Origin of the sequence: Sulfuriroseicoccus oceanibius (assembly GCF_010681825.2) — a bacterium.
Classification (GTDB): Bacteria; Verrucomicrobiota; Verrucomicrobiia; order Verrucomicrobiales; family SLCJ01; genus Sulfuriroseicoccus; species Sulfuriroseicoccus oceanibius.
Map to the genome: position 1 here is coordinate 602,964 of NZ_CP066776.1, position 22,848 is coordinate 625,811.

Annotated in this window: 18 protein-coding genes; 6 read left to right on the plus strand and 12 right to left on the minus strand. The window is 59.2% G+C overall.

Going from position 1 to position 22,848, the window contains the following annotated elements:
* Positions 1-240 precede the first annotated feature (240 nt).
* From G3M56_RS02370 to G3M56_RS02385, 4 genes are all read left to right on the plus strand, one after another.
* Complete coding sequence (locus tag G3M56_RS02370; protein ID WP_164365518.1) at positions 241-1,050, plus strand: RluA family pseudouridine synthase; 810 nt, start codon at positions 241-243, stop codon at positions 1,048-1,050.
* Between the two features lie 144 nt (positions 1,051-1,194).
* On the plus strand, positions 1,195-2,376 hold the full coding sequence (gene sucC / locus G3M56_RS02375; protein WP_164365517.1) for an ADP-forming succinate--CoA ligase subunit beta: 1,182 nt from the start codon (positions 1,195-1,197) through the stop codon (positions 2,374-2,376).
* 75 nt (positions 2,377-2,451) lie between these two features.
* The gene (gene sucD / locus G3M56_RS02380; RefSeq protein ID WP_164365516.1) at positions 2,452-3,351 is read left to right on the plus strand and encodes a succinate--CoA ligase subunit alpha; all 900 of its coding nucleotides are present in this window, start codon (positions 2,452-2,454) and stop codon (positions 3,349-3,351) included.
* Positions 3,352-3,402: 51 nt separating this feature from the next.
* Positions 3,403-4,530, plus strand: a complete 1,128-nt coding sequence (locus tag G3M56_RS02385) for a citrate synthase (protein WP_164365515.1) — start codon at positions 3,403-3,405, stop codon at positions 4,528-4,530.
* 192 nt (positions 4,531-4,722) lie between these two features.
* On the opposite strand, the gene G3M56_RS02390 is transcribed toward G3M56_RS02385, so the two are convergent.
* From G3M56_RS02390 to G3M56_RS02400, 3 genes are all read right to left on the minus strand, one after another.
* On the minus strand, positions 4,723-5,073 hold the full coding sequence (locus G3M56_RS02390) for a hypothetical protein (protein WP_164365514.1): 351 nt from the start codon (positions 5,071-5,073) through the stop codon (positions 4,723-4,725).
* 21 nt (positions 5,074-5,094) lie between these two features.
* Complete coding sequence (locus G3M56_RS02395) at positions 5,095-6,162, minus strand: glycosyltransferase family 9 protein (protein WP_164365513.1); 1,068 nt, start codon at positions 6,160-6,162, stop codon at positions 5,095-5,097.
* Positions 6,163-6,267: 105 nt separating this feature from the next.
* On the minus strand, positions 6,268-7,059 hold the full coding sequence (locus G3M56_RS02400; protein WP_164365512.1) for a TIGR00282 family metallophosphoesterase: 792 nt from the start codon (positions 7,057-7,059) through the stop codon (positions 6,268-6,270).
* A gap of 113 nt (positions 7,060-7,172) precedes the next feature.
* On the opposite strand from G3M56_RS02400, the gene G3M56_RS02405 reads away from it, so the two are divergent.
* Positions 7,173-8,480 (plus strand): N-acetylmuramoyl-L-alanine amidase, encoded by a 1,308-nt coding sequence (locus G3M56_RS02405; protein WP_164365511.1) that lies wholly within the window; start codon positions 7,173-7,175, stop codon positions 8,478-8,480.
* A 3-nt stretch (positions 8,481-8,483) separates the two neighbouring features.
* On the opposite strand, the gene G3M56_RS02410 is transcribed toward G3M56_RS02405, so the two are convergent.
* The 7 genes from G3M56_RS02410 to G3M56_RS02440 all read right to left on the minus strand — a co-directional run bounded on the left by G3M56_RS02410 (position 8,484) and on the right by G3M56_RS02440 (position 16,874).
* Positions 8,484-8,651: a YqaE/Pmp3 family membrane protein gene (locus tag G3M56_RS02410; RefSeq protein ID WP_164365510.1), complete on the minus strand. Its 168-nt coding sequence runs from the start codon at positions 8,649-8,651 to the stop codon at positions 8,484-8,486.
* A gap of 107 nt (positions 8,652-8,758) precedes the next feature.
* Entirely contained in the window at positions 8,759-10,087 is a 1,329-nt protein-coding gene (locus tag G3M56_RS02415) for a nucleotide sugar dehydrogenase (RefSeq protein ID WP_425508196.1), read from the minus strand.
* Between the two features lie 114 nt (positions 10,088-10,201).
* On the minus strand, positions 10,202-11,185 hold the full coding sequence (locus tag G3M56_RS02420) for a Stf0 family sulfotransferase (protein WP_164365509.1): 984 nt from the start codon (positions 11,183-11,185) through the stop codon (positions 10,202-10,204).
* Between the two features lie 38 nt (positions 11,186-11,223).
* A complete protein-coding gene (locus G3M56_RS02425; protein ID WP_164365508.1) occupies positions 11,224-12,327 on the minus strand; it encodes a polysaccharide pyruvyl transferase family protein in 1,104 nt (367 codons plus the stop codon).
* 18 nt (positions 12,328-12,345) lie between these two features.
* Complete coding sequence (locus G3M56_RS02430; RefSeq protein WP_235203545.1) at positions 12,346-14,376, minus strand: glycosyltransferase family 2 protein; 2,031 nt, start codon at positions 14,374-14,376, stop codon at positions 12,346-12,348.
* Between the two features lie 72 nt (positions 14,377-14,448).
* Positions 14,449-15,198 carry a hypothetical protein gene (locus G3M56_RS02435; RefSeq protein ID WP_164365506.1) on the minus strand — a complete coding sequence of 250 codons (750 nt, stop codon included), beginning with the start codon at positions 15,196-15,198 and terminating at the stop codon, positions 14,449-14,451.
* A 17-nt stretch (positions 15,199-15,215) separates the two neighbouring features.
* Positions 15,216-16,874 (minus strand): glycosyltransferase family protein, encoded by a 1,659-nt coding sequence (locus tag G3M56_RS02440; RefSeq protein ID WP_164365505.1) that lies wholly within the window; start codon positions 16,872-16,874, stop codon positions 15,216-15,218.
* 178 nt (positions 16,875-17,052) lie between these two features.
* On the opposite strand from G3M56_RS02440, the gene G3M56_RS02445 reads away from it, so the two are divergent.
* Positions 17,053-18,225, plus strand: a complete 1,173-nt coding sequence (locus tag G3M56_RS02445; protein WP_164365504.1) for a glycosyltransferase family protein — start codon at positions 17,053-17,055, stop codon at positions 18,223-18,225.
* Positions 18,226-18,261: 36 nt separating this feature from the next.
* Here G3M56_RS02445 and recG read toward each other — a convergent pair whose 3' ends face one another.
* Together recG and leuA are read right to left on the minus strand one after the other, a co-directional pair.
* Positions 18,262-20,412, minus strand: coding sequence for an ATP-dependent DNA helicase RecG (gene recG / locus G3M56_RS02450; protein ID WP_164365503.1), 2,151 nt, complete (start codon positions 20,410-20,412; stop codon positions 18,262-18,264).
* Between the two features lie 571 nt (positions 20,413-20,983).
* Positions 20,984-22,690: a 2-isopropylmalate synthase gene (gene leuA, locus G3M56_RS02455; RefSeq protein ID WP_164365502.1), complete on the minus strand. Its 1,707-nt coding sequence runs from the start codon at positions 22,688-22,690 to the stop codon at positions 20,984-20,986.
* Between the last annotated feature and the right edge of the window lie 158 nt (positions 22,691-22,848).

The following is a 22,848-nucleotide window of genomic DNA, read 5'->3' on the forward strand; positions in this document are numbered from 1 at the left end:
ATCGGGATAAGGATAAGGATAAGGATAAGGATAAGGGGTGGTTGCAGCGGGATGGGGGGTCCTGAAAGGAACCGGGATCAAAGCCCAATGGCTTTGGCCTTGGGGCATGAGTTGCCCTGTGACGGTGCTACCCTGACAGGGTGGGCGGATCAGTCGCGGGCGTGTACTTCTGGTGAATCGTGGGGTACTAGTGCGCCGTGTGGGGATTGGCATTCCCGTTTCCCGTTTCGATTTTCCCAAATGCATCCACCCGGCAAATACGCGCACTTTGATGTGATTGAAGAGACTCCCGAGTTCATCGTGGTCTCCAAACCGGCGCATTTGTTGATCCACCCCACGCGGCCGGGAGGGCATACGACGCTTTTTCATGGACTGCAGACGCTGCTTGGGTTCGAGCTGGCGAATGGTGGTCAGATCTCGATCATCAACCGGCTCGACCGCGAGACCAGCGGGTTGGTGCTGGTGGCGAAAACCTCAAAGGAGGCTCGCCGTTTTGCCAAGGCCATGATGCGGCGTGAGATGAGCAAGGGCTATCAAGCGATCGTCTTTGGCTGGCCGGAGCAGGATCGCTTCACGGTCGATGGTCCGATTTTGCGGGAGGGGGATGTGAGGGACTGCCCTGTCTATGTGAAGCAATGCGTGCACGACGACGGCAAGCCCTGCTCGACTGAGTTTGAGGTGATTGAGCGCTTCACCTCACCGGAGCCGATGGGGGTGGGGGACTTTCGCACGGACCGGTTCGCATTGCTCGCCTGCAAGCCACACACCGGACGGATGCACCAGATCCGCGTCCATCTGGCCCACGTCGGGTATCCGATTATCGGCGACAAAATCTACGGTCCCAGCGAACAGCTGTACCTCGAGTTTATCGAGACCGGGTGGACTCCGCAGCTTCAGCGGTCCTTGGTGTTAGACAGGCATGCGCTGCACAGTGCGTCGCTGTCGTGTGATGATGGAAACCACTCCTGGACCGCGCCGTTGGCAACCGATTTGTGTGACTGGTTGCGGATGCATGGAGCCGCTTTTAGACCGGGGCATGAAGGTGCGTAAGATTCGCCTGAATCTGCCGGGTTTACTCCTTGACGGTTCGCGCCCCCGTTCCTAACGTGCGCTCCCAAACCTCGTTCAAGAACCGCAAAAAGTCACCTTGCGGCAGGCGGAATGGGCAAATTTTCCAGAAAATTCTTACCCTCTATGAACATTCACGAATACCAGGCCAAAGAACTCTTCGAGCGCTTCGGCGTCCCAAGCCCTAACGGCAAGGTCGCATCGACCGCCGACGAGGCACTCGCCGCCGCCCAGGAAATTGGTCCAGACAATCTGGTTATCAAAGCACAGGTTCACGCCGGTGGGCGTGGCAAAGGTCACTTCAAGAATGGCTTCCAAGGTGGGGTTCATCTTTGCAGTTCGCCGGAGCAGGTGCAGGAAATCGCGGGCAAAATGCTCGGTGAGGTTTTGGTCACGCACCAGACCGGTGAAGCGGGTCGTCTCGTGCGCAAGGTGATGGTCGCCGAGTCGGTGGACATCGATAAAGAGTACTACCTCGCGATTTTGATGGACCGTGAGTCCGGTGCGCCGGTCATCGTGGCATCGACCGAAGGCGGTATGGACATCGAGGAGGTCGCCGAGTCGACTCCTGAGAAGATTTTGCGTGAAGGCGTGCACCCGCTTGCAGGACTTCAGGCCTACCAGATCCGCAAGCTGGCCTCGAAGCTCGGCTTTGCCGGTGACCAGGCCAAGGCATTCGCCAAGCTCCTTAGCTCGCTTTACAAGCTTTTCATCTCGCTCGACTGCTCGATGGTCGAGATCAACCCACTCGTTGTGACTCCGGACGGTCGCGTGCTCGCACTCGACGCCAAGTTCAACTTCGACGACAACGCGCTCTACCGTCACCCTGAGGTGAAGGCGATGCGCGACACCGAAGAAGAAGATCCACGTGAAGTGGAAGCTTCTGAGTACGATCTCAACTACATCGGCCTCGACGGAAATATCGCCTGCCTGGTGAACGGCGCAGGTCTCGCCATGGCCACCATGGACATCATCAAGCACTTCGGTGGTGATCCTGCCAACTTCCTCGACGTGGGAGGTGGTGCTTCGAAAGAGCAGGTCGCCGCTGCGTTCAAGATCATCCTCAGTGATCCAAACGTGAAGGGCATCCTGATCAACATCTTCGGCGGTATCATGGACTGCAACGTGATCGCTGAAGGCGTGGTCGCAGCGGCCCGCGAAACCGGACTCGAGCTTCCTCTGGTCGTGCGTCTCGAAGGCAACAACGTCGAAGCTGGCAAAGCAACCCTCGCAGCGAGCGGACTCGACATCGTGGCCGCATCCACATTGGCCGACGGCGCGGAGAAGATCGTCGCCGCTCTCAAATAACCCATCCATTCAGGCAAACGAGCGGTATCGCAACGCGACCGCCCCTGCCGAAGAATCCCAAACTTTCTTTTCATCATGTCCATTCTCGTTGACGAAAACACCAAGATCCTGGTCCAGGGCATCACCGGCGCATTCGGCGCACGCCACGCCAAGCTCAGCCTCGAATACGGCACCCAGCTCGTTGCTGGTGTGACCCCGGGCAAAGGCGGCCAGACTTTCGAAAACAACGTCCCGATCTTTGATACCGTGAGCGAAGCGGTTGAAGCCACCGGCGCTACCGTTTCCTGCATTTTTGTTCCTCCTCCGTTTGCCGCGGACGCCATCCTCGAAGCTGTCGACGCTGGTGTCGACCTCGTGGTTTGCATCACCGAAGGCATCCCAGTGATGGACATGATGCGCGTGAAAGCCGCCATGGAAGGCAGCAAGACCCGTCTCATCGGGCCAAACTGCCCAGGTATCGTGACCCCGGGTCACGGCGAGAAGTCCCAGGGTGGGTGCCGCATTGGCATCGCACCGGGATACATCCACAAGCGCGGCAACGTGGGCGTGGTTTCGCGTTCTGGAACCCTGACCTACGAGGCCGTCTGGCAGCTTACCGAGCGCGGATACGGTCAGTCGACCTGCGTCGGCATCGGTGGTGACCCAATCAACGGCACCTCGCACCTCGACGTGCTCAAAATGTTCAACGATGACCCGGAGACCGAGGCCATCATTATGATCGGTGAGATCGGCGGCAACGCTGAAGCCGAAGCTGCCCGTTGGGCAAAAGACCACTGCAAGAAGCCAATCGCTGGCTTCATCGCCGGAGCCACAGCGCCTCCGGGACGTCGTATGGGCCACGCTGGTGCCATCGTGGGCGGAGCGGATGATACCGCAGAGGCTAAGAAGCGCATTTTGCGCGAGTGTGGCATCGCAGTGGCCGAGACTCCATCGGAGCTCGCTGACACACTATTGAAACACTGGGGCAAAGCCTGATATACAGGACCGCCTCAATTTGCAAAAACACCCTCAAACCAACTTATTTGTATGCCAGTAATTTCACGAGGATTGGAAGGAATTGTCGCCGCGGAATCCCGTCTCGGGAACGTGAACGGCGCAGAAGGAAGCCTGCATTACTGCGGGTACAGCATCGATGAACTGGTGGAGCACTGCTGCTACGAGGAGGTGGTTTACCTTCTGTGGCACAACCGTCTGCCGAAGCTTTCGGAGCTGAAGGAACTCAAGACCGGCCTGCGTGCCGAACGTGAACTGCCAGCCGGCGTGATTGATTTCATCAAGAGCGCCCCACGCAACGCACGCCCGATCGACGTGATGCGTACCGCGGTCTCGATGCTGGGTTGCTACGACACCGTGCGCGGCGACCTCCTCAGCATGACTGAGAACGAGCAGATCGCGATCAAGCTGACTTCGCAGATCGGTGTGATCGCAGCGTATTTCCACCGCGCCCGCCGCGGATTGGAGCTGCCACCTGTGCGTAAGGACTTGGGCGAGGCCGCTCACTTCCTCTACTTGCTCACCGGCGAGGAGCCAACGCCAGACGCCGAGAAGACTCTCGACGTGGCTTACATCCTCCACGCTGAACACGGATTCAACGCATCGACCTTCACTGCCCGCGTCGTGTCGTCGACTCTCAGTGACATGTACTCCGCCATCAGCGCCGCCATCGGTGCGCTCAAGGGGCCACTTCACGGTGGTGCCAACGAAGGCGTGATCCACATGTTGGAGGAGATCGGTAGCCTCGACCAGGTGGACCGCTGGGTCGAAGACGCACTTGCCAACAAGCGCAAGATCATGGGCATCGGTCACCGCGTTTACAAAGTGCTCGACCCACGTGCGCCGCACCTCAAGAAGATGGCGGTGAAGCTTTCCGACGAACTCGGTGAAGCCAAGTGGATCATGATGTCCGAGCGTATCGCCGAGATGATGAGCGAGCGCAAGGGCCTCAACGCCAACGTCGACTTCTACTCGGCAACCGTGTACCACTCACTTGGTATTCCGACCGATCTCTTCACGCCGATCTTCGCGATTTCTCGCATGAGTGGCTGGACCGCGCACGTGCTTGAGCAGAATGCGGACAACCGTTTGTTCCGCCCGCTTTCCGAGTACATCGGCCGCAGCTTGGGAACTCCGGTTCCTCCTATCAACGAACGCTAAGCCGTTCTCAGAATCGTTGTTTTCATGTCCGCCCGCTCGCCACCCCTGGCGACGGGCGGATTTTTTTGTGGCCGAGTTGGGTCTGAGGCGGAGGGGGGGAGGGTGAACGTTCAAGTCTATCCGCCGCTGACTCAAGCAACCAGTCCGCTACAGTGCGGCCGGATGCGATGTCTTGTTCGCTGGCTCTATGATTCAATGGCCGTATTGAGCAACCCTAAACCATAGGATCTCAGAGTCCTCCTTCGTAACCTGTACTAAAACCCACCAGTAAGGCAGGCCTTCCATACTGTACTGCCGAACCTCCGTTCCCTCACGAATCTTAAACCCATCAATGCTATTCACGAACTCCGGAACTTCGCTAGCTGGATATTCGTGAGTCGATGTTCCGATAGCTTCTTCCAGGTCCTCAACTGAGCCGCCCGAATTGAGAATCTGCTGGGCCGTTTGCATCTGCTTCTTGGTGTCGAAGTGCAGTGAAACGAACACCCAGCCAACAATAACAATGCCCCCAAGCAGAATCGCAATGAGGGTCTTGTGTTTCATTTTTTGAAGTGAGCAGGTTGGCTACCCGACCCAAAGCGGGTACTCCGGGGTAGCCCATGCGGCGATTGCGTCGATGGCATCGTCATCGAGTGCCATGTTTTGTTCGCAGGCTCGCGGGTCGAGTTCGTCCATGCGCATGATCTTGCCCGCTTTCCAGACCGATGCGTCCGGGCGGTACGGGCCGACTTTGCGTGGGTCCGACCAGGTGTGGATGCTGAGCAACGGGCCACCGAGAGCGGCCGCCAAGTGCATGGGACCGGAGTCGACACTGATGACCATCCCCGCCCGACGCAGCAGGTGAATCAGCTGGGGTATGGTGGTGCGGTTGAGCAAATTGATCACGCGATCGCTGCTCGAGATGGCGCAGGCCTCGGCGTCGTCACATTTGCCGATGAGAACGACGGGAGCAGGTGACAGCCGCTCGATCAATCGTTCGAGCTGCGCGGTGGTCATGCTCTTGCCTTCGCCCCGCGAGTAGGGGTGAAGCATGATTGGAGAATCCGGCAACGTGACTCCATCGGGGAGTTTGACGGGATCACCCTCGGGGAGCGGGGTCACGATGTGGTTGCGGTTGATCTGAACACCACAGCTAGCGACCAGCTCGAGGTAGCGGTCGACGGCGTGGATGCACTCGCGGGTGTCCACTTTGAAATCGTAGAACCATCCCGAGCCCTCGCGGGCGTCGCGCAGGCCGATGATATGGCGAGCGTGGCTGAAGCGCGAAATCAGGGCGCTGCGCAGCAAGCCTTGGAAGTCCAGGGCGACCTCTGGTGGGTTCGGGCGGTGCAGTAGTTGAGCCCAGCGGGCAAAGCGTACCGGAGCCATCGGTCCGCCGAGATGACGGCGCGGGAACTCGACGACGCCCGCGAGATCCGGGTTGTCCGCCAGCAGCGATGCCCATTCCGGGTTGACCACCCAGGTGATCTCCAAATGCGGGAATGCCTGCTTGAGTGCGTTGACCGCAGGGAGGGTGTGGACCACGTCGCCCATCGAGCTGGGCTTGACTACCAGGACACGCTGAATCGACGAAAAGTCCACTCCGCAGAGGGAGTCGGCAGGTTGGTCGATCGGGCGGATGGGAGCGCTCATGAATGGTGGAGGAATGCGGTGACGTGATCAGTATGCGCTGATACGGCGCATTGGACAGAGGTCTTTGCAGAGTATGCACAGATTTACCAGACCAAATCGCGTCTGTTAGGGCTCGACGATATCCTGGATGCGCTCGATTGAGTTGGCGAGTCCGGTTTCCGGGTTGATGTCGATGACGGCACCGCAGAGGCGGACGCGGCCGCTGGCGACGGGGAAGCGCACGGGCATCTGTGTTTTAAAGCGCTCGACGATCGGTTCGATCTTGCGGCCAAGGATGGATTCGTCTGGCCCGCACATGCCGGAGTCAGTGAGGTAGGCGGTGCCGTTGGGGAAGACGCGTTCGTCTGCGGTTTGGACGTGGGTGTGGGTGCCGACCATGGCGGAGATGCGGCCATCGAAGCAGCGGCCGAAGCCAATTTTTTCCGACGTGGTTTCGGCGTGGAAGTCGACGAAGATAATTTTCACTCCGAGCTCGTCGCGCAGGCGGGTGACTTCTTTGTCGACAACGGTGAATGGGTTCTCCAGCGGTGGTTGGACGAACGTGCGGCCTTGAGCGTTGATTACGGCGACTTTGCCGAACTCGGTCTCGAGCACGACGCTTCCGGCTCCCGGTGTGCCTTCCGGCCAGTTGATCGGGCGCAGCAGACGCGGCTCGCTGGCGAAGTGTGCGACGATTTCTTTTTGATCCCAGACGTGGTCGCCTGTGGTGATCACGGCGGCTCCGGCACGCAGGAGTTCGGTGCAGATTTTCGGCGTGATGCCGCGACCGCCGGCGGAGTTCTCGCCATTGATGACGATGAAGTCTGCCTGGTACTGCTCTTTGAGGATTGGCAGGCGTTTCTTGACCGCTTTGCGGCCGGGCTCGCCCACCACATCGCCGAGGAAGAGAATGCGCATCGTATTGATTGAGTAGATGTGAAAATTGTATGCAACGCGAGGAGGTCGGTGACGGTATGGTAGGCATTCCGTTTGCCAACTGCTCGAGCGTTGAGGCTCGGTCACTTCATGCCATGATTCCACGTTATCTCCAACTGCTTTTCCTCGCACTGCTGTGGCTTGCGCTCGACATCAGCCACGCCCAGCGGTCGCCGCGCGATTTGCCGGATGAGCAGTCGCGCCACCTGGCGGCGTTGGGCCATCCCCCGGATTGGAAGGAGATGGAGGCCTACCACGGGACCATTACGGCCGACCGCTTTCGCCAGCAGTTGGAGGACATCTACGTTGAAAAGGGGAAATCGTGGGAGCCGTGGATCGTGATAGGTGAAGAGAATGGTCAACCGGTTGCCAGGATCCGCACTTCAGCGGGCGATCCCGAGGCACCGGAGAAGGTCTTGCGCCTGGCTCGGACCGGCATGGTGAATCCACCGCCGCGCTACTGGACGCCCGCCGCGCTGCAACCCCGCACCCGTTATCCAAACCGTCCGCTAACCGGTGTGCATATTGCTCTGGATCCCGGGCACATCGGTGGTGCCTATGCCCGGTTGGAGGGGCGCTGGTTTGTGATTGGCAGCGCTCCGCCGGTGATGGAAGGGGAAATGGCGCTGAGGGTTGCTTATGTGTTACGCGATCGTCTCGAGGCGCTGGGAGCCGAAGTCACATTGGTGCGTGCGCGCAATGTGCCGGTCACCCGTGTGAGGCCGGTGCATCTGCGCGAGCTCGCGAAGCAAAACTTCATCAACCAAGGGGTGCGTAATCCCCCCCGCAGCAAAGTCAGTGCGTTGGCCAACCATTGGTTCTGCGTGAGTGCCGAGATTCGTGCCCGCGCTGAGTTGGTCAACCGCATCATCAAGCCGGACTTGGTGGTTTGTTTGCACTTCAATGCGGAGGCGTGGGGGAACCCAGCCCGGCCGTCGCTCCACGATGGTAACCACTTGCATATCCTCACTACCGGCTGTCTGTCACCGGAGGAATTGGCAATGGACGACCAGCGGCTGGAGATGCTCCATAAGTTGATCCAAGGAAGTGCTGACGAAGAAATTGCGCTGTCCTCGGCGGTGGCCAGACGTTTTGTCGCGGCCAACCCAATGCGTGCCTTCGAGTACAACAAAGGCAACGCGCGGCGAGTGAATAGTAACCCTTACGTGTGGGCCCGCAACCTTCTCGCCAGCCGGCTTTATCAATGCCCGGTCGTCTACATGGAGCCCTATGTGATGAACACGCGGGAAACCTTCAAACGCGTGCAAGCCGGTGCCTACTCCGGAAAACGAAAAATCCACGGCAAACTGCGCCCCAACATATTTGTCGAGTACGCGGATGCCGTGGCCAATGGGATCGCAGATCACTACCGCGTTGAGCGGGGGAGCCTGCGCCGGCGGTAATCTCTACGCCTGCTTGTCTTTGACGATCAGCCACAGCGCGTGGACCACACCAGGGAGGGCGCCGCAAATAGTTCCCAGGATATTGAGCCAGAAGTGCTTCGAAAGGCCAACCTGGAGAAACGCGGCGACGGGTGGAAGAAATAGTGCGAGAATGATTTTAACGATTTGCATAACTTGTTTGTTCTTCTGAACGCTGGGACTCTTTCAAGAGATCCAGCGCCCGGCAATTGCAAACAAGCCTGCGTTTTCCCCCGCCGCAGCGAGTGAGCGCTACTAGATTACGCTTTTGTGAGCTGCCCGTCCTTCGGTTCGATGCCGGACTTCGCCAACGCATTACGGGTGTCGACGATGATATCCGCCCAGTCGACCAACTGTTGGAGGTCGAAGGCTTTGTGGTGGGTTGAGATCAGAACCGCGTCGTAGCCGCGGATGGCTTGTTCGTTCCACTCGATCGATTGGGTGCCGGTCCATTCCGCGTGCTCGCGGGTCGGGGTGATGACAGGCAGGTGGGGGTCGTAGTAATCGACTTCCGCACCTTGCTCTTTCAGCAGGTCCATCAGCTCGAAGGCTGGCGACTCGCGCATGTCGTCGACGTCCTCTTTGTATGCCAAGCCCATGAGTAAGATCTTGCTACCGTTGACTGCTTTCTTGCGGCGGTTGAGGGCATCGGATGTGGCGCGGACAACGTACTGCGGCATGCTGCGGTTGATCTGGCCAGCGAGCTCGATGAAACGTGTGTGTACTCCGTACTCGCGCGCCTTCCACGTGAGGTAGAATGGATCGATTGGAATGCAGTGCCCGCCGAGGCCTGGTCCTGGATAGAATGCTTTGAAGCCGAACGGCTTGGTTGCAGCGGCGTTGATCACTTCCCAGATGTCGATGCCCATTTTGTCGGCAGCGATCTTGAGTTCATTGACGAGACCGATGTTTACCGCGCGGTAGATATTTTCCAGAAGTTTGGTGAACTCGGCGACCTGAGTTGAGCTGACTGGGACCACTGAGGCGATGGCCGCCTCGTAGAGGGCTTTGCCGACTTCCGCGCAGGCTGGAGTGGTTCCACCGACGACTTTTGGAATGTTCTTACTGGAGAATTCCGGGTTGCCCGGATCTTCGCGTTCCGGCGAGTAGACGAGAAAGACATCAGTTCCAACCGTGAGGCCCTGGGCTTCGATGCGCGGTTTGAGTTCTTCTTCTGTGGTACCCGGGTAGGTTGTGGACTCGAGCGATACCACCTGGCCGGAGCGGAGGTATGGGGCTACGGCGTCCATTGTGTTGGTGACGTAGCTGAGGTCAGGCTCCAAGTGTTCGTCCAATGGAGTAGGCACGCACATGATAATGGCGTCCACTTCAGCGATGCGCGAAAAGTCGGTGGTGGCGTCGATCAATCCGTTCGAAACCCCGGTGCCAAGTGGAGCTGAGTCGATATGATCGATATAGCTCTCGCCGGCTTTGATGGAATCCACCTTGGATTGGTCGATATCAAAACCAACGGAATGGTAGCCTTTGGCGGAGAATGCCAACATCAAAGGCAGTCCGACATAGCCGAGGCCGACGATGCCGATGACGGCGTCCTTGGATTGGATTTTTTCGAGTAGTTGCATGGCCAGAAATGAATAGGAGAGCATTGGGCTCCCAAGAGTGTGCTGTGCTTGCTTCGCCTGTCAGGCATTCCGTGTCAATGCCGCCGTGGCATGGATTTCAGGATGTGGCGGATTCGTGCGCTATTTGGTTGGATTTGCCGGGCCGGTTTGGCGCAGGGATTTGGGCAGGAACCAACGGCGGATCGGATGGCGGAGTGCTTTTTCCACGCTGCGTTCGATCTTGTCCAGCTGTTTGCGCGCGGGCTTGAGCTCGGCGTTGAGTCGTTTGGCTTCCGCGAGTTGTTGCTTCACTGCCGCGAGTTTGCCTTGCTTGGCTTCGAGTTCCGTTTCCAAGGCACGCATGACATCTCCGTTGCCACTGCGGGTGATCAGTTGGTCTTCCTCGTACTCATCGAGGAAACGGTTGACCCAGCTGTCGTTCAACTCGTTGCCCTGTTTTTTGGTGGCGTGTTCATTGGTGAGGGACGAGGCATCAACATCAATGCCGGCGAACTTGGCGATACGGCCGACCACATCGACGAGGTCATTTTTCACTTCGTCGAAGCTCACTTCGATGTAGGGCAGGGCGGCAGCTTCCAACGTGTAGCGCCACGAGGCATTGTCCAAAACCAGCTCACGCAAGCAGTGGTTGATCTGGTCGAAGTCGTAGGTCGGGTTGGAGTTCCTGGCTTCCATTCCCGAGATCCAGACGCCGGTCTGACGGGCCACCGCGAGGGAGACCGCCTGACGTACGAGGTCTTTACGGGTGAGGATCACGTAGTGAGCGTTGGGGAGAAGCCGCTCGATCCTGCGGATACCACCGTGATGCCGCACGTGGGAATAGTGAAGTTTGATCCCGAAGACCCCATTCGGTGCCGTGCGACGATTCTGGATCTCGTGCAGGGTGTCCTCCACACCGGAAGTATCAAACCTGCGCTCCCACTCGGTGAAGTTGGTCGGGTTGGCATACTCAAGTGGGTAGCCGAAGGCACCGGTGCGGTGCAATGCATGGCCTAGCATGTGGCTGCCGCTTCGTCCGGTCGATGCGATGACCAAGGTTTTGGTTGGCGGCGCGTTGCCTGGCGTATCGTGGTTGGACGAGAACTGATCGGTGTAGAGAGCCATGAAGGGAGGATGAAAGACCGGTAGGTCAGAGTGGAATATTAACGGGATGCCCTTTTCAACGACTTGGGGAGAAAGAGCGAGCGGAGCGGGTGACGCTGCACCTTTTCGAGATCGGCGTTCAACTGCCGGAGCTTTTTGGCGCTGGCCTTGGTGTCGTCCAATTTCGCCTTGAGCGACTGAACCTTTGCTGATTGTTCGGAGGCTTTTGTTTTGAGTGAGGTGAGCTTTTCGGTGCTCGAGGCGAGCTTCTTTTCGAGTGTCGAAACGTAGCCGGTCGGTCCGTAAGCTTCTGCCACGAAGCGCTCAAGACGCTCCAAGTCCTGACGCACGAGTTGCTCGGGGGACGGCTGGCTGAGGGATGGCCAGAGGTCGGAAGGGAAGGCGTCGATCAATGCCTGGGCATCCCATTGCGGAGTCATCAACGCGCATCGTTCCAGCACATCCTCCAGAGCGGGATAGTGCTCTGCGGATGAGAGGTCAAGGGCTTGCCAATTCTCAAGTCCCGCTCCCGAAGCGTAGTCACGGTATTTGAAGTCGCCACCGATGATGCGATCCGAGAGCACCAACTGACAGCGCGGGACTCCGTAAACATCAGCCGCAATCAATCCATGCAAACTGGTCGAGACAATGGCTTCACACGCCGCGACCTGATCGGCGAAGTCTGTGATCCCCGATGCGACATTCAACACGGTGACATCAGGGAGGCTCGCCAATTGCTGCACTACCGGATGATCCCGGTCTACGAAATGTGGAATGACTCCAAGACGGTAGTGTTTCGGGACGTTGGGTTGGTAGAACCGAGACATCAGCAAGGCAGGATCGCCGAACGCGGTGGGCGGTGTGATGCCCCGTTTTTCCAACTCTGCAGCAGTGAGCTTGCCGCGCACTGCCCTGAACGACGCCTTGGTGCTGCCCAGTTGATCAGGGCTGATCATTCCGCTGCCCCAAACCACACTGTGGTCATCCGCCGATTGTAACACACTGCCGATAGCCATCAGGTTTTGTGGCCCATTTGCAGCAGATGAGAGATCGGCGCCAAGTGCCACCTCGTGAATCGTGCCGCCCATGCGGGAAACGATCCAGCCACTCAATCGGTCACCCCAATTTGGAACTCGGATGAACGTGCGTAAGGGAATGCTCATAGTGGTCATGGTTGGCGGTTATTTTCCGAACAGTCGGGAGAGCCAGTTGGGGCGTTCGCGTGGTGTCGATTCCGTGGCAGCCTTTGGCTCGTCTTGAGTAGACGGCTTTGAGAGCTTTTTGCTCTTTTTGCGCTCAGGGATGATGGGGACCCATGCTGACGGTAGGCTGTTGTAGACTTCGGGATGAGTGGATTTCAACCATCCGATGTAGGGCACCAACAAGGATGGGGTCTCCTGCTCTAGCAACTGAATAACCCTGGTCAGGTAGTGAGAGTCTCCTTGAGTCAAAGCTATGTGAGTGGCGCGGCAAAGCCAGGTCAGGTCCACGGCGGCTCTGAAGCGCTCCGGATAGTCCATCAACGGCGTCCGCCACGTGTTGGTCAGCATTGCCAATTCATCTTCGATCGCAGACAAAGCAATTTTCGCTGCGGGGGGAGTTGGTGCGGGCAGCGATGGGTCGAGAATGCCGCATGCTCTATATTTGTGGAAGAAGTCGATTAGAAACTTTTCGATTCCGAATTCTACGAATGTGTTGTCGATCCCACCCATCGCAAGAAAGGCATCGCGTGTTACCATTAATGTCTTGGCACACGAGATTCCGCATGGGCTTTGGAGAAAGATCTCCCGGGACAAGTTTCCGAGCGGAGCCTGTTTTTGCTTCTTGTATTCCGGGGGCATCGCGTAGACGGCGCTGCATCCGTTTTTGTGAGCGGCTGATACCATCTCCTCGAATTGGAGTTCTGGCAGCGGATCCCCACAATGCACGATGCGGATCCAGTCGCCCATGGCGCCCTGAGCGGTTTGATTGATGAGTGTTGGTAGCTCTTCCGGGCTGGCTGTGGTCACCATCTTGGTTGGCAAACCCTTTGGTAGTGGCCTCGTGGCGAGCGAGGAATCTGCGCCAACGATCGTCACATCGACCGGGCGTCGTGATTGATCTGCGATCTGGTGCAGAGTGTGCGCGAGATCGTCTGTGGTGTGTGACTTCGGGTTACACAATACGATCACGCTGACCTGATTCAATGAGGTGAGATCAGCGTTCTCTGGTTCGTTGCTGTTCGGGGCTATTGCTAATCCGTGTAGCCCCCCCGGATGACCGCTCTCTCTCAGCAGCGGGTCCACTAGCATTTCCCGTTCGTTTGGTTTCGCCCACTTTGCCAGGCAGTCTCCTAGTAACTGGAAGGCGGTCTTTTGATCATCCTTGTCGGCGATCTTGTCGATCATGGACAGGATCAATCGCACTTTGGAATAGATCAGTTTGAGAACATCCGCGGGAAGTGACGACTTATCGTAGCATTCTAGAAACAACTGGATCAGCCGAATCCGATCCTTTGCGGTCTTTAGCGTGAAAGTTTGCATCACGCTGAGGTTGGCGGGGTCGTCCCTTTCGGTGCGCCAATATACGATATGGTCGATGATGCGGATGTCTCTGGCGCGATCGACGACCGCCATGGCAAACGCTGCGTCCTCACCGGTAATCGGAGGGAACAGCAACTGGTTCGCTTTTAAAAAGGCCAATGAGTAGATCTTGGCGACGGGGATGGGGTGGGTCAGTGCGAGTTCGGGCTTTCGCCGCACATTGCGTCCGCAGTTCTCCCCGGCGTACCAATGGTCCAAATAACCGAAAGGATCCTCGCTGCCGTCGTCGCGTTTCCACATTGGCCGGCCGAGCACCAGGTCGGCCTTGGTGTTGATTATCTCGCGCAGCAATGCTTCGCATGCGTCTGGCGGCATGCGATCGTCGGAATCGAGGAAGATGACATAAGGTGCAGAGGTCAATGACATGCCGAGGTTTCTGGCGACCCCTTGTCCTTCGTTTTCCTTTTCCTTGTAGATGATATTGGAGTGGCGTCTTGCGAACTCATCTGCAATCGCGCCGCTGCCGTCGGTTGATCCGTCGTTAATGACAATGAGCTGAATGCGATCGGCAATCGTTTGGGAAAGGATAGAGTCCAAACAATTTTCCAGATAGCGCTCCACGTTGTACACCGGAATAATCACGGCGATGTCGTACGTGGTGTCTGTTGGAGTGGCGCCTTCGCGGACCATCCAATCATCGCGCAATTTGGAAAAGAGATTCATTCAGGAAGGAAATGGAAAGGTTTGCGGATTTGGCAGGTGCTAGAGGTTTATCGCCGGGGAGACACCTAGTTTGGCGCATGCCAACTGGTAGAGGTGAATGTCCAGGTCGCAGTGACGGCGCAGCGCCTCGAGATCCTCGTGGGTGAGTTCCAGGTTTGATGGAGCTTTGAACGGAGGAGGTGAGCCTTCGTTGAGGCGCCATCCCTTGAGTTCCGATTGGAATATAGACTCCATGGCCTGTAGCGACGCGGCTTCTTGGTCTTCAAGCCCGACCCAGCGGACTGACTGAGAGAACCATGAGTCAATCGCCGTGCTTGAGTCCAAGTTGAGGAAGTGGGCTTGGCGGTTGTGGAGAGGGGACGATATCTGGTGGTTCAGGAACTCGCCCAGAGTCATATCGCATGCGATCTCGCGTTCGCTGGATACGGGATGATTCTTTTGAAAATTGCGGAACGAGCTGACCATTCGCCACGCTGGGTTTCCTAACCACAGCCAATAGCGTACATCGCGAGCGGTATCTGCGGTTTCCCAGCGGCGGGCTGAGGGCCCGTAGATGAAGCGGATAGCAGGCGCGTTGTCCAGAAAGTGGGACTGGTTGCGCTGGACTGCGCCCTTTTGTTTGGTGATTTGGCAGCAATACAGGTCGGCAGGCGGGTGGATACGCTCGAACCATTTCAGTGCCTTTGGCATCTTCAGGCCTGGAGGGATGAGGCCGATGTCGAGAGGCTCGCCTGCGGCAGACGGGCGGAATTGGGGGTGCTGATCGCTGAGAAAAGTCGGGCGGTTCATGGGGAGATCGAGTGGGCTCAACGACGCAACAAGCGGGCGATCAAGCTCGGCTTGGGGGCTGGGGCGGCTGACGCTTTTTCAGTGCGTGGCGTCGGCTTTTCACTGGATGGCGGTTTTGGGAATGAGGAAACGATAGAGTCGATGGTGCGTCGCGCCTGGTCCTCGCTCCAGTTGGCAAGAGGGGTGCCGGAAAAGGCTTGGTACGCCGAGGAATCTGCAGCTGGTAGATTCAGGGCTGCGCGTGTGTGGTCAAGCCATGTGCCCCGCAGATCTGGAAAGGCATAGGCGACAGGGCTTGGAGATTGTTGGCCGCTGACCTTCGCGTCGGCGAGGAGCAAGAGCGACAACAAGATGGGATCCGGGCGTGCGGCTCCTTTGTGGAGCGCTTGCTGGACGAAGCGGTTGGCCTCGATATAGGCAGCCTCTCCCGTGGACTTCGGATCGAGCAAATCCAGCAATGTGTGGGCCATGAGTAGGTCGGGAGTGCCCTTGTAATAAACACATGCCTGATCGAACTGCTTGCGGGCCTCGGGTAAATCGAAGGCGTCTGGAGTCAGCGCGTGGAAACAGCGGTTCACGCAGCGGGAGAATGGTGAGTTTGCCGAGTAGTGCGGCAGCTCCTCCGCACCTGCCTGGACGTAGGTCGGGGCGGAGAGGATCGATGGCTGGTGAAGGCGCATCTGGATACGTTCGTCGGCAGTGAGCGATTGCCATGTCCGCAGCCAATCTGCGATGTGGGCGCGTGCCTCGATGCTGTGCTGTTGTTGTACCAGCTCTTGCCCAGCGCGGGTGATGCGGTCAATGCGGTCTGGATCGGCAAACAAAGCGGTGAGCTTCTCTACTGCGTTGGATGCATCCGCCATGACGCAGTTTTCCATGTCGACGAAGCCCATTTGTTCGATCACGGGGATGCGCTCGGCGATCATGCAGCACCCGGATGCGGGGATCTCCAAGGCTTTCTTGGTGATCACGTGGAAAGACGCGCCGCAGTTCAGAGCGAACTGCGAGCGGTTTAGCAATTTGGCGTACTCGGCTCCGACGTATTTGTGGAAGCTTTGGGCTTTCGGGCGCGGGGCGGAAAATGAGGGGAAATGGCGGCGGATCACCGGTGCGATCGCGCGGCGCCATGGGTAGCGGTTGGAATGGCCGTCGTCGTCGAAACCATCTCCCAGGATGGCGATTGGGATGGATTTCTCCAAGCCGTAGTCTTTGAACACACCCTTCGATGCGAACGGAGGAACAATAGCGGTCTTCGCGCCCCACTTGCCGAGCATCTCGCGCTTGTTGGTGAGCTTGGCGAAGATGATGTCTGGCTGCAGAAGTTCCAGCGTGTGGATGAAATCGGTACGGGCTGGTTCGTGGCCATCGGCAAGCGTGACGACAGCGATCGGGATGCCGGCGGCGGTGGCGGTGGCGCGTAGCACTTCCGGGTTGCAGCGGATTCTGATCCCGTTGTTGAAATCGACTGCTAGAATAATTTCGGGTGCGTGGGTCTCCACTGTCTCGCGGACCTCCTCGTCACCTACCGGTGAGACAGTGTGCAGGTCGAAAAAGTGGTCCAGCCATCCGAGGAATGGGCGCACCGCCGACTCCATGTAGTATTCCTGGATTTCATCAAAACCGGAGAGGAATAGAAGCCCGTGGGGACGCTGGGCGGGAGGGGTACTGGATGACATAGTGGATAGCGGGGAATGCGCGAATATGCGTAGCGGAGATCGCATGAGCAATCAACCCTAGGGTCGGCCCTGTGATGAACGGATAAGGTCACGGGGCTTGTCCAGGGCCAAGATCCGGCAGATACGGCAATCGGATGCTGGACAAGCTGCGGCCGATCGCGAACCGTGGAGCACGATCATGAGCAGCCCATTGCACATCCTTTTCACCAATAACGCCCTGATGTACCCGGCAGGAACCGAGATCGCCGTGCGCGAGGTCGGCCGCAACCTGATCGCTCGCGGCCATCGGGTCACCGCCTATTCTCCAATGGTCGGAAGTTTTGCCGACGATCTCAGGGCACTTGGGGTCGAGGTGGTGAGTTCGTTGGATGCAATGACGGACCGGCCGGATGTGATCCACGGCCACCACGAGTGGGAGACGTCGTTGGCGGCAATGCATTGGCCGGATGTGCCGGTGGTCTCGTTTGTGCGTGGCGCCCGGGTTTGGCAGGAAGCTCCGTGTTTTGCTCCGAATGTCGTGCGCTATGCCGCGGTGGATCAAGGATGTGTGCAACGGGCCCTCGCCTGTGGAGTGGAGGAATCCAAGCTGCAACTCGTGCTCAATGCCGTGGACATGCAGCGCTTCGCCACCGTGCGCAAGCCGCGCCGCAAGCCGAAGCGAGCGCTGATCTTCAGCAACTACGCCCAGCCGGGGAACTACATGGACGCCGTGATGGAGGGCTGTAAAAAGGCCGGTGTGAAGTGCGACGTGATCGGTAATGGCATGGGTAACTGCCGCCCGGACCCCGAGGCCTTTCTGCCTGAGTACGATCTCGTTTTTGCCAAATCCAAAGCGGTGCTCGAAGCGCTGGCGTGTGGGTGTGGGGTGATCGTCTGCTGTGAACCCGGGCTCGGACCGGTCGTGACGCGTGAGAACTTCGAAGCACTCCGTCGCGAAAGTTTCTTTTACGACTGCATGAGCGATGAGATCACGCCGGACGCCATCGCTGGCCGCATCCGTGAATGGGATCCGGCTCAGGCTCCGGAGCTGACGGCTCACGTGCGTGAGGTTTGTTCGTTCGACCGTCATGTGGCGGAGCTTGAAGCGCTGTACCGCGAGGCGGCGGCGACTGAGATCACGCCGGACCCTGTGGCGATCGGGCGCTTTGCCGCTGCGTTGGCAGAACCAAAGACCACGGCCTTCAAAGCCGGACGCCAGATGCTCGAATACCTGCGCGATGCCGAAAACCGCGAAGTGCCACAAGACGCCGCCACCGCCGCCAAAGAACACGACAGCCTCCTTGACCGCTATCGCAAAGGCCGCAAAGCCGTGGCGGAGCTCAAGAAACTTAAGAAGCAGTTGGGGAAGTAGGAGGGGGCACTCCGACTGCCGCCGCACCCGCAACCCTCACCCCACATTGGCGAAGCGGCTGCCGAGTGGGTCGGCGTCGCGGGTGAGGTGGGTGCGGAGGTGGGCGTGGGCTGGATCGGCGAGCTCCGGGTCGCGGGTGAGGACGCGTTCCGCCAGCTCGCGGGCGTGGACGAGGAGCCGGGTGTCGCCAATGAATGCACGGGCGGCTGGTGAGAGATCAGGCAGCCCGGATTGGGCGGTGCCGAGTGCGTCGCCGGGGCCGCGTTGGCGCAGGTCTTCTTCGGCGATGCGGAAGCCGTCGCGGGTTTCTTCCAGAATGGCGAGCTTGGTGGCGGAGTCGGCGTCCTTTTTATCCAAGGCCAGCACACAGAATGATTGGTGCTCGCCGCGGCCGATGCGCCCGCGCAACTGATGGAGCTGCGCCAGGCCGAAGCGGTTGGCATTGTGAATGATCATCACCGACGCATTCGGCACGTCGACTCCGACTTCAATCACCGTCGTGCTGACGAGAACGTCGATGTGGCCGTCGCGGAAACGTTTCATCACCGCTTCCTTTTCGTCGTTCGGGGTGCGGCCGGTGAGCAGGCCGACCTCAAAGTTCGACAGCCGCTTCGCCCACTTTTCAAACTCCGCCACCGCCGACTGGGCTGTGAGCTTCTCGGATTCCTCGACCAGCGGGAACACAAGATAAGCCTGACGGCCGGCGTCGAGCTGGCCTTTGAGGAACTTGACCACGTCTGGAATCTTCGGCGCCACGCGGATGCCGGTGGTGATCGCCCCGCGGCCGGCGGGAAGCTCGTCGATCACCGACACTTCGAGGTCGCCGTAGACGGTCATCTGCAAGGTGCGCGGGATCGGGGTGGCGGTCATCACGAGCACGTCCGGCACCGAGCCTCCGCCCGCGCCTTGCTGCAGCTTGGCTCGTTGCTCGACCCCGAACTTGTGTTGTTCGTCGATGACGACGAGCCCGAGCTTTTCGCGGTTGAGGAGTTCGTCGTTGTCGAAAAGCAGCGCATGCGTGCCAATGACGATTTGTGGGTCGCCCGCGTGAGTTTGCTCTACACCAGCACCGGTGCGCAGCGCGAGGCTGAGGTCGAGCTTGGCGGCGAGCTTTTGAAAGTTGAGATAGTGTTGCTCGGCGAGGATCTGGGTGGGGGCCATGACGGCGACTTGCCAGCCTGCTTCGATCGCGAGCATCGCGGCGGCCATGGCGACGACGGTTTTACCCGAGCCCACGTCCCCTTGCAGCAGGCGGTTCATGGCGTGGCCGGATTTCATGTCGGCGCGGATCTCGCGGATCACCTTGCGCTGGGCATTGGTGAATGGAAACGGCAGCGCCGCTGCGAAGTCGGCGAGCAACTCTCCGCGGCCGGCGCGTCGGGCGCCTTGCAGTTGGTCGTGGTTGCGCTTGCGGTCGACGACGTGGAGCTGGTGGAGGAACAACTCATCCAGCGCCAGCCCGCGCCCTGCGGTTTCGATAGCCTCCAAATCCGGCGGGAAGTGGATGTTGGCGAGCAGTTGGCTGCGTGCGGGGAGACCGGATTCGTGGTCGTTGGTCACTGTGGACGGAACAATCTGCGGGAACGCTGACGGATCCGTGTGGTCCATCGACGTGACCAATCGGTGGACGAACTCGCGCAGCGGCCGCTGTTGCAAGCCATTGCTCAACCGATACACCGGCACGATGCGGCGCAGGTGGATGGACTTCGACTGCGGGGTGTCGGCCAGCGGGTCCGCTGTGGCGGTGATCTCGGTTTCCGGATGGTCGATGACGAGCCGCTTGCCGGAAACTTTGACTTTGCCGTAGACCACCATCTGCTGCCCCACCGCAATGATCTTGCTCATGAACGGGAGGTTGAACCAACGGGCGACAATTTGTTGGCCCGGCATGCCGGCGGATTCGGCGGGTGCCAGTGTGGCCTCGAACATCTGTTGTCTGGCGCCGAAGCGCCGCGTGGTCACGTCGACCACTGCGGCGTGGATGGTGACGGGCTCGTCGGTCGGGTCGGCGGGAAACCGGCTGAACGAGCGACGGTCCTCGTAACGCCGGGGCAGATGGGCCAAGACATCACCCACTGTCTCCCAGCCGCACAGTTCCATCGCGCCGCGCAGCTTGGTCGGGATGCCGTCGAGCGTCGCGAGCAAGGTGTCGGCACGGACGGCGGAGGATGGAGCGAATTCGGTCACGGGTGGAGGACGAGTGGCAGTGCGGCGGGATTAGATGGGAGTGGCTAGGATGAACACGATTTGGCTCACGGGCGAATGGAAATTGCACGTGTATGGCTCAAGAGCCTATCGCCGATCAGATGGCCACAAAAAGCACGAGAATGCACGAAAAGGAAGAGGCTCACGCAAAGACCCAAAGATCCCGAAGTTCGTTTGGCTCTGGCGTAGGGGACAGGCTCACCGATCGACGAAGGTTACGCTTGTACTCCTGCCGTAGATCGCATGACTCCGTCACTTCCTCTGGATCACCTATTCATCAACCGTTGCCGCACATTATGGAGTGACGGTGTCCCCACCGTCGAGTAAAGCGCTCCGTCCTGTTGATGGCCGGGGGCGATCCGGCGGTCCGTGTGGGCTGCTGAGTATTTCGGGCAGGTTCCTTTCCTTTGCGTCTTAGCGACAGCGTGGTCACCGCGTGAGTCATGGCTCGGGACGCTCCGGCCGGTCATGCGAAAGGCGAGGGCCTGCGCCCTCGCCTTTCTTTATCCGTGAATATGATGTCGTCTCAGGGTGAAACGATTGCCGGGGAGGCTTACTCGCCCTTGGCGGCGAGTAGGTTCCAGGCGCAAACGAGCGCTTTGAGGCCGGCCATCTCAATCGATGGGTCCACGCCCGCACCCCAGATGATGGTCTCATCGTTGTGGCGGAGTTGGACGTAGGCTGCGGAGTCGGCGTCCGATCCACCGCGTACGGCGTGCGAGCGGTAGTCGGTGAGGTTGAACTGCTTGAGCCCCGCGTTGTCGAGCGCTTGGACGAAGGCGTTGATCGGGCCGTTGCCGAGGCCTTCGATGTTCTGCTTTTCCCCGTTGAGGGTAATGGTGGCGCGGCAGCGGACCTCGCCACGCTCGCCGACGCTGTGGTCGAGCTCGTAGTCGACGACGGACATCGGCTCGCTGACGTTGGCGAAGTACTCGAAGAACGCATCACGGATCTCGTCCGGGGTGAGTTCGCGTCCAAGTTCGTCGGCCAGGTTGTAGATCTTCAAGCCGACCTGCGGGTGCATGGTCTTTGGCAGGTCAAACCCATGCTCTCGGTCGAGAATGTAGGCGATGCCGCCTTTGCCCGACTGCGAGTTGATGCGGATGATCGCTTCGTAGGAACGGCCGATGTCGCGTGGGTCGATGGTGAGGTAAGGTACACCCCACGGCACGATTTCGCCCGCTGCTTCGCGTTCGTCCTCGAGTCGGCGGTCGAAGCCTTTCTTAATAGCGTCCTGGTGCGATCCGGAGAATGCGGTGAACACGAGCTCGCCGCCGTATGGGGAGCGGTCCGGCACGGTCATGCGCGTGGTGCGCTCGTAGACTTCACGCACGGTTGGCAGGTCGCTGAAATCGAGCCCGGTTTCGAGGCCGTGGCTGTTCATGTTGAGCGACACGGTGACGATGTCGAGGTTGCCGGTGCGCTCGCCGTTGCCGAAGAGGGTGCCCTCCACGCGGTCGGCGCCCGCCATCAGGCCGAGCTCGGTGGCAGCGACTCCGGTGCCGCGGTCGTTGTGTGTGTGGAGCGAGATGATGACGCTGTCACGGTTCTTGAGCTGGCGTCCGAACCACTCGATCTGGTCGGCGTGGACGTTTGGTGTCGACCATTCCACGGTGGCCGGCAGGTTGAGGATGATCTTGCGTTCCGGAGTTGGCTGCCAGATTTCCATCACGGATTCGCAGATCTCAAGCGCGTAATCGAGCTCGGTGTCGGAGAACGACTCCGGCGAATACTGCATCGTGATCTTGCTGCCTTTGGCTTCCGCTTCGGCGGCGAGTTCGGTCACCAGCGTGGTGCCCTTTTTCGCGATGTCGATGATCGACTCCTTGCTGGCGTTGCCGAAGGTGATGCGGCGCTGCAGCGGCGAGGTCGAGTTGTAAAGGTGCACGATCGCGCTCTTCGCGCCGTCGAGTGCTTCGAAGGTGCGGCGGATCAGGTGCTCGCGAGCCTGGACGAGAACCTGCACGGTCACGTCTTCCGGGATGCGGTCTTCCTCGATCAATCGACGCAGGAAATTGAACTCCGTCTCGGATGCGGACGGGAACCCTACCTCAATCTGCTTGAAACCGACTCCCACCAATAGGTCGAACATCTCCAGCTTCTCTGCGATGCTCATTGGCACTGGCAGTGCCTGATTGCCGTCCCGTAGGTCGACCGAGCACCAGATTGGGGCGCTTTCGATCGCGCGGTCAGGCCACTGCCGGTCTGGCAGGCTCACCGCAGGGAAGGGACGGTATTTACGTATCGATTCCGGTTTCATGGTGTCTCTAGTATAGGGACGCACAGCGTAACCGATTCCGCCGCGATGCCAACCGCGGATATGGAGCATGTCGGGAGATGCAGGAGAAAGTGGGCGGAGCGCTGGGTTTAGCTGAACGTATTGCCAATTTGCCCACAGGGTGAGCCTCGATTCGTTGA

Excerpts from the sequence above, each read along its gene's own strand:
- G3M56_RS02425 (WP_164365508.1), bottom strand. The coding sequence starts at position 12,327 with ATGAGCATTCCCTTACGCACGTTCATCCGAGTTCCAAATTGGGGTGAC.
- G3M56_RS02385 (WP_164365515.1), top strand. The coding sequence starts at position 3,403 with ATGCCAGTAATTTCACGAGGATTGGAAGGAATTGTCGCCGCGGAATCC.
- leuA (WP_164365502.1), bottom strand. The coding sequence starts at position 22,690 with ATGAAACCGGAATCGATACGTAAATACCGTCCCTTCCCTGCGGTGAGC.
- G3M56_RS02435 (WP_164365506.1), bottom strand. The coding sequence starts at position 15,198 with ATGAACCGCCCGACTTTTCTCAGCGATCAGCACCCCCAATTCCGCCCG.
- sucC (WP_164365517.1), top strand. The coding sequence starts at position 1,195 with ATGAACATTCACGAATACCAGGCCAAAGAACTCTTCGAGCGCTTCGGC.
- G3M56_RS02430 (WP_235203545.1), bottom strand. The coding sequence starts at position 14,376 with ATGGTCCGCGAAGGCGCCACTCCAACAGACACCACGTACGACATCGCC.
- sucD (WP_164365516.1), top strand. The coding sequence starts at position 2,452 with ATGTCCATTCTCGTTGACGAAAACACCAAGATCCTGGTCCAGGGCATC.
- G3M56_RS02410 (WP_164365510.1), bottom strand. The coding sequence starts at position 8,651 with ATGCAAATCGTTAAAATCATTCTCGCACTATTTCTTCCACCCGTCGCC.
- G3M56_RS02400 (WP_164365512.1), bottom strand. The coding sequence starts at position 7,059 with ATGCGCATTCTCTTCCTCGGCGATGTGGTGGGCGAGCCCGGCCGCAAA.
- G3M56_RS02440 (WP_164365505.1), bottom strand. The coding sequence starts at position 16,874 with ATGTCATCCAGTACCCCTCCCGCCCAGCGTCCCCACGGGCTTCTATTC.
- G3M56_RS02405 (WP_164365511.1), top strand. The coding sequence starts at position 7,173 with ATGATTCCACGTTATCTCCAACTGCTTTTCCTCGCACTGCTGTGGCTT.
- G3M56_RS02420 (WP_164365509.1), bottom strand. The coding sequence starts at position 11,185 with ATGGCTCTCTACACCGATCAGTTCTCGTCCAACCACGATACGCCAGGC.
- G3M56_RS02395 (WP_164365513.1), bottom strand. The coding sequence starts at position 6,162 with ATGAGCGCTCCCATCCGCCCGATCGACCAACCTGCCGACTCCCTCTGC.
- G3M56_RS02390 (WP_164365514.1), bottom strand. The coding sequence starts at position 5,073 with ATGAAACACAAGACCCTCATTGCGATTCTGCTTGGGGGCATTGTTATT.
- G3M56_RS02445 (WP_164365504.1), top strand. The coding sequence starts at position 17,053 with ATGAGCAGCCCATTGCACATCCTTTTCACCAATAACGCCCTGATGTAC.
- G3M56_RS02370 (WP_164365518.1), top strand. The coding sequence starts at position 241 with ATGCATCCACCCGGCAAATACGCGCACTTTGATGTGATTGAAGAGACT.